The organism is uncultured Capnocytophaga sp. (assembly GCF_963525585.1).
In the GTDB taxonomy this organism is placed as follows: domain Bacteria; phylum Bacteroidota; class Bacteroidia; order Flavobacteriales; family Flavobacteriaceae; genus Capnocytophaga.
The window spans coordinates 1-3,664 of sequence record NZ_CAURLX010000079.1; the positions used below are offsets into that span (position 1 = coordinate 1).

The 3,664-nt window shown below is 40.9% G+C and carries 4 protein-coding genes; all 4 read right to left on the reverse strand.

Annotation, left to right across the window (positions count from 1 at the left end):
• A partial coding sequence (locus tag RYK20_RS10730) for a hypothetical protein (protein WP_314895419.1) occupies positions 1-467 on the reverse strand: 467 nt, incomplete at its 3' end.
• A gap of 276 nt (positions 468-743) precedes the next feature.
• A complete protein-coding gene (locus RYK20_RS10735) occupies positions 744-2,111 on the reverse strand; it encodes a TolC family protein (RefSeq protein ID WP_297978053.1) in 1,368 nt (455 codons plus the stop codon).
• Between the two features lie 52 nt (positions 2,112-2,163).
• Entirely contained in the window at positions 2,164-2,403 is a 240-nt protein-coding gene (locus RYK20_RS10740; RefSeq protein ID WP_314895420.1) for a hypothetical protein, read from the reverse strand.
• Between the two features lie 183 nt (positions 2,404-2,586).
• Positions 2,587-3,498 carry an IS982 family transposase gene (locus tag RYK20_RS10745; protein WP_314895421.1) on the reverse strand — a complete coding sequence of 304 codons (912 nt, stop codon included), beginning with the start codon at positions 3,496-3,498 and terminating at the stop codon, positions 2,587-2,589.
• Positions 3,499-3,664 lie beyond the last annotated feature (166 nt).

Genomic DNA, 3,664 nt, shown 5'->3' on the forward strand with positions numbered 1-3,664 from the left:
ACCCACAGCCCGATAGCAAGGAGTAATGCCAGCACACCCCAGAATATGGCGAAATAAAGGTCAGTATTACTTGTTTCCTTCTCATTTTCGTATTTCAATGATGATGCTGGATTTATATCATGGACAGATGGATTGTCTTTTAGATAATATACTTCCACCACAGGGCTTTTTGGCAATTTTGAAGTTGATTGTTCGCCTTCATATTCTATACCATTTACTTCATATTTATATTTAATACGGTATGTTTTTATGGGTACTTTCGCAAATTTCATTATATGCTCTGTATAGACACTATCATAAACAGCAGTAGTTTTAGTATTTTCTTTTATCAAAGCCTCATATTCCGCAACTTTTTCCTTATCTGAGCCTTCTATATAGTCTCCAGCACAAGTTTTACATGCGAAACTGGCAAGTATAGTCATCAATAAACCTCTCCAATTCTTGAAAATAAAGTTGATTATCATCATAAGCTTAAAAATTTTAATTAGGGCAAAAATAAGAATAATTATTTACAAATTCTGTTTTTACTGTATCTATGTTATAAAATCCTTCTGCTGGTGCGAGCTTCCAGCTCGTACCTACTATTCTTAGAGCTTCCAGCTCCTTATTTTCTTAAGCACAAGCTCCCACCTTGCGCTAGCGAGGAAGTCTTAAAAATAATTGCCTGTGTGGCTTCACACCTTGCGCTAGCGAGGTAATTTTAAAAATAATTGCCTGTGTGGCTTCACACGCTAGCGGGAAGTTTATTTGAGCTTACTAAGGTTTCCTTGTGCTTTGAGGAGCTCTATTTCGGCGAGCTTATAGTCTAGGAGGGCGTTGGTATAAGCGTTTTTAGCGTCGGAAAGGGCGCGTTCGCTCTCCAATAGGTCGTTAAGGGAGGCTAAGCCCTGCTGATAGTTATTTTGGGTATTGAGGAGTACCTCTTCGGCAAGTTTCACGTTTTCCTTCTGGGAGTCTATAGTCAATAGATTGTTCGTTAGCTGGGTGCGTGCATTCTGGGAAGCCAGTTCTAGGGCTAGGACAGTATCCTTGAAGGTGAGGTCAAGGGCTTCTTGTTCTATGCGTGCCTGTTGTATTTTGGCAGAGGTGCCTCTTCCTGAGAAGATAGGGATATTCAAGGCAAGGGTGATAGCGGAGTAGTCTGCCCAATATACCTTATCGGGCTTTCCATAGAGTAGGGGAAGCTTAGGTCCCATTCCTAGGTAGCCATAAGTACCCTGTAGGGCAAGGGAGGGGTAGCGTCCTGCCTCCTGTACCTTGGTGGCTAGGGCAAGGAGCTGTTTCTGCTTCTCTAGTACCTGTATCTCGATACGCTTGGAGGGGGTACCTTGGTCAAAAGCAAGGGAATAATCGGGGGTAAATCCCTCCTTAGGTAGGGTGATAGGGGTCTCTATAGGCATCCCAATGATGTACTTAAGGGCATTCTCTGCTAGGGCAACGCCGTTGCGTGCTTGGGTCTGCCCTGCTTTGAGGTTGTTAATGGCTACGGTGGTACGGTCTAGGTCTATTTTTTTGGCAAGACCTGCTTTTTCGAGTCCTGCCACTACCTGAGCCGTCTGCTCGGTAAGGGTGAGGTTACGGGTAACGTTCTCTAGGATTGCGCGGGTCTGGAATACCTGATAGTAGGCTTTGGCTACCCGCTCGATAAGCTCCTGCTCGGTAAGGGAGGCGTTCAGCTGATAGAACTCACGGGTGGTACGTGCCGCCTTGAGCCCTGTGAAGACAGTCTGGTTGAAGAGCACTTGGGTAAGCTTTGCTTCTGCTACAGAGGACCATTTCTGCCCCATCTCCATCTTCAGTACTCCCTGAGGTCCCGGCATACCAGGGATAGCAAAGGTAGAGGCATCTATATAAGTGGCTTGGAGCTTAGGATTATAGGTTACCGCACCAGTGGCAGAGAGGTTCGGCAAGGCATTGGCGCGTACCTCTTGGATTTTGTACTCACTCTTGCGAATGTCCAGCTGTGCTTTCTGGGCATCGGCTTTCTGGGCTAGGGCATAGCTAATAGCTTGGCTTAAGGTCAGCTCTTGACCCTCTTTAGCGGTATCGGTCTGCCCTTTCCCTAGCCAAGGAAGCAAGGCAAGGCATACGTACATAAATGTTTTTTTCATAAGGAGGTTCTTTATTTTAAAGTCTTTATAAAATCTATAATGAGTTCCTGACTCATTTGCGGGGGCAAAGGTACAACAAAGAAACGGAATAAACAAAAAAAGTTTTCAGTATTTTATTGACTATCGATACGTAGTCGCTCTTGGAGCCCATAGGATTTCCCATAAAGCCGGCGCTGGGTGTCACTAGTGCGAGCTTGTAGTTTTCATAAATAGGGATAGTTCTCAGGGCTTGTGTCAGCCAGAGGAGGCTATTACGCTCCTTGGGAGAAGGTTGCTGGGGAGCTATGGGCATATGAACCGTGATAGCGGAGTATGTGAAGGGGTGTTTTTTAGAACATTTTACCCAAGAGGGCAAGAACGTTGAGGAGACGAAAATTCCTTGTATAAGCCCCTATTCCTGCTCTCAGGGAAGGTTTTGGGGAATGGTTAGCCTTAGGTTGTTATGTAGAAGGCGTTATCTTAACGTGAGTTCGACTTAAGCAGCAAGTCTTTTCATGTCAATAATATCCTCCTGTAAGTTAATAGAAGGTTTTTTGTCAAAGAAAGAATAAGCTATAAGTCCTGATAATAAGTTAGTTGTAAAATTTTCAAAGGAACGATGTCTTGTATGTTCTATTTGGCAAATGTTTTTAAGTTCATCATTTACTGTTTCTATCAGAGCTCGTTTTCTGAGGGCAATTTTATCTTGTAAAAGCATTAAACTATTCTTCATATTTTTCTTGATTTTAGTGATTAAATGCACTCCATCAACAAATAATTTTTCGAATAGATCTTTACTGATATATCCTTTGTCTCCATAAAGCTTACCAAAGATTCTCTTATGTAAATCCATATCATTCAATGGTTTACGATCATTAACATTGCCAGGTGTTATTATAAAATCAAGTATCTCACCTCTATCATTAATGATTATATGTAGCTTAAAACCATAGAACCATCCTAAAGAACATTGACCTTTTTGAGCAATTCCTTTAAAGACTTTGTGTTGTTTTTCTCTCTTAATATGACAAGATCTTAAAGGCGTTGAGTCAATATATGATATCCCTGTACATTTTCCTAAACAGCAGGTTTTCAGGAATATAGCTAAGTGCATAACTACCTTTTTTTGTAGTTCAACAAAACGATTATAGGCGATTGTTTCAGGAAACTCTTTTTTCATGTGTTTTTGTACATAGTATATATAAAAATGCTTCAGGTTTTTATAACCTCCTGAATGAAAGAGTATTAGCATCGTCATTACTTCACTATCAGAAAGAATTGATTTACGATTTCTCGTCTTTTTTCCATTATCTTGCTTGATAGTGTGGGCGGATACTACTTTGTTAAAATTCTTGCAAAATTCGTCTATTACAAAGAAAATTTCAGTAATTTTGTCACTTGATAACATAAGGGATATTTTTTAGATAATTATTTGATTTTCAGACCATAAAGTTACTAAAAATATCCCTTTCTTGCAAGAAAAAAGTAACTTTCTTATGTCGAACTCACGTTAATATAAGAACTCCGAAAGGGACGCCACAGATCGTTTCTGTGCAAAGTCGGATTTTGCCAAA

What these genes read in the sequence shown, in the direction of transcription:
- RYK20_RS10745 (WP_314895421.1), bottom strand. Translation starts at nt 3,498, where the DNA reads ATGTTATCAAGTGACAAAATTACTGAAATTTTCTTTGTAATAGACGAA.
- RYK20_RS10735 (WP_297978053.1), bottom strand. Translation starts at nt 2,111, where the DNA reads ATGAAAAAAACATTTATGTACGTATGCCTTGCCTTGCTTCCTTGGCTA.
- RYK20_RS10740 (WP_314895420.1), bottom strand. Translation starts at nt 2,403, where the DNA reads ATGCCCATAGCTCCCCAGCAACCTTCTCCCAAGGAGCGTAATAGCCTC.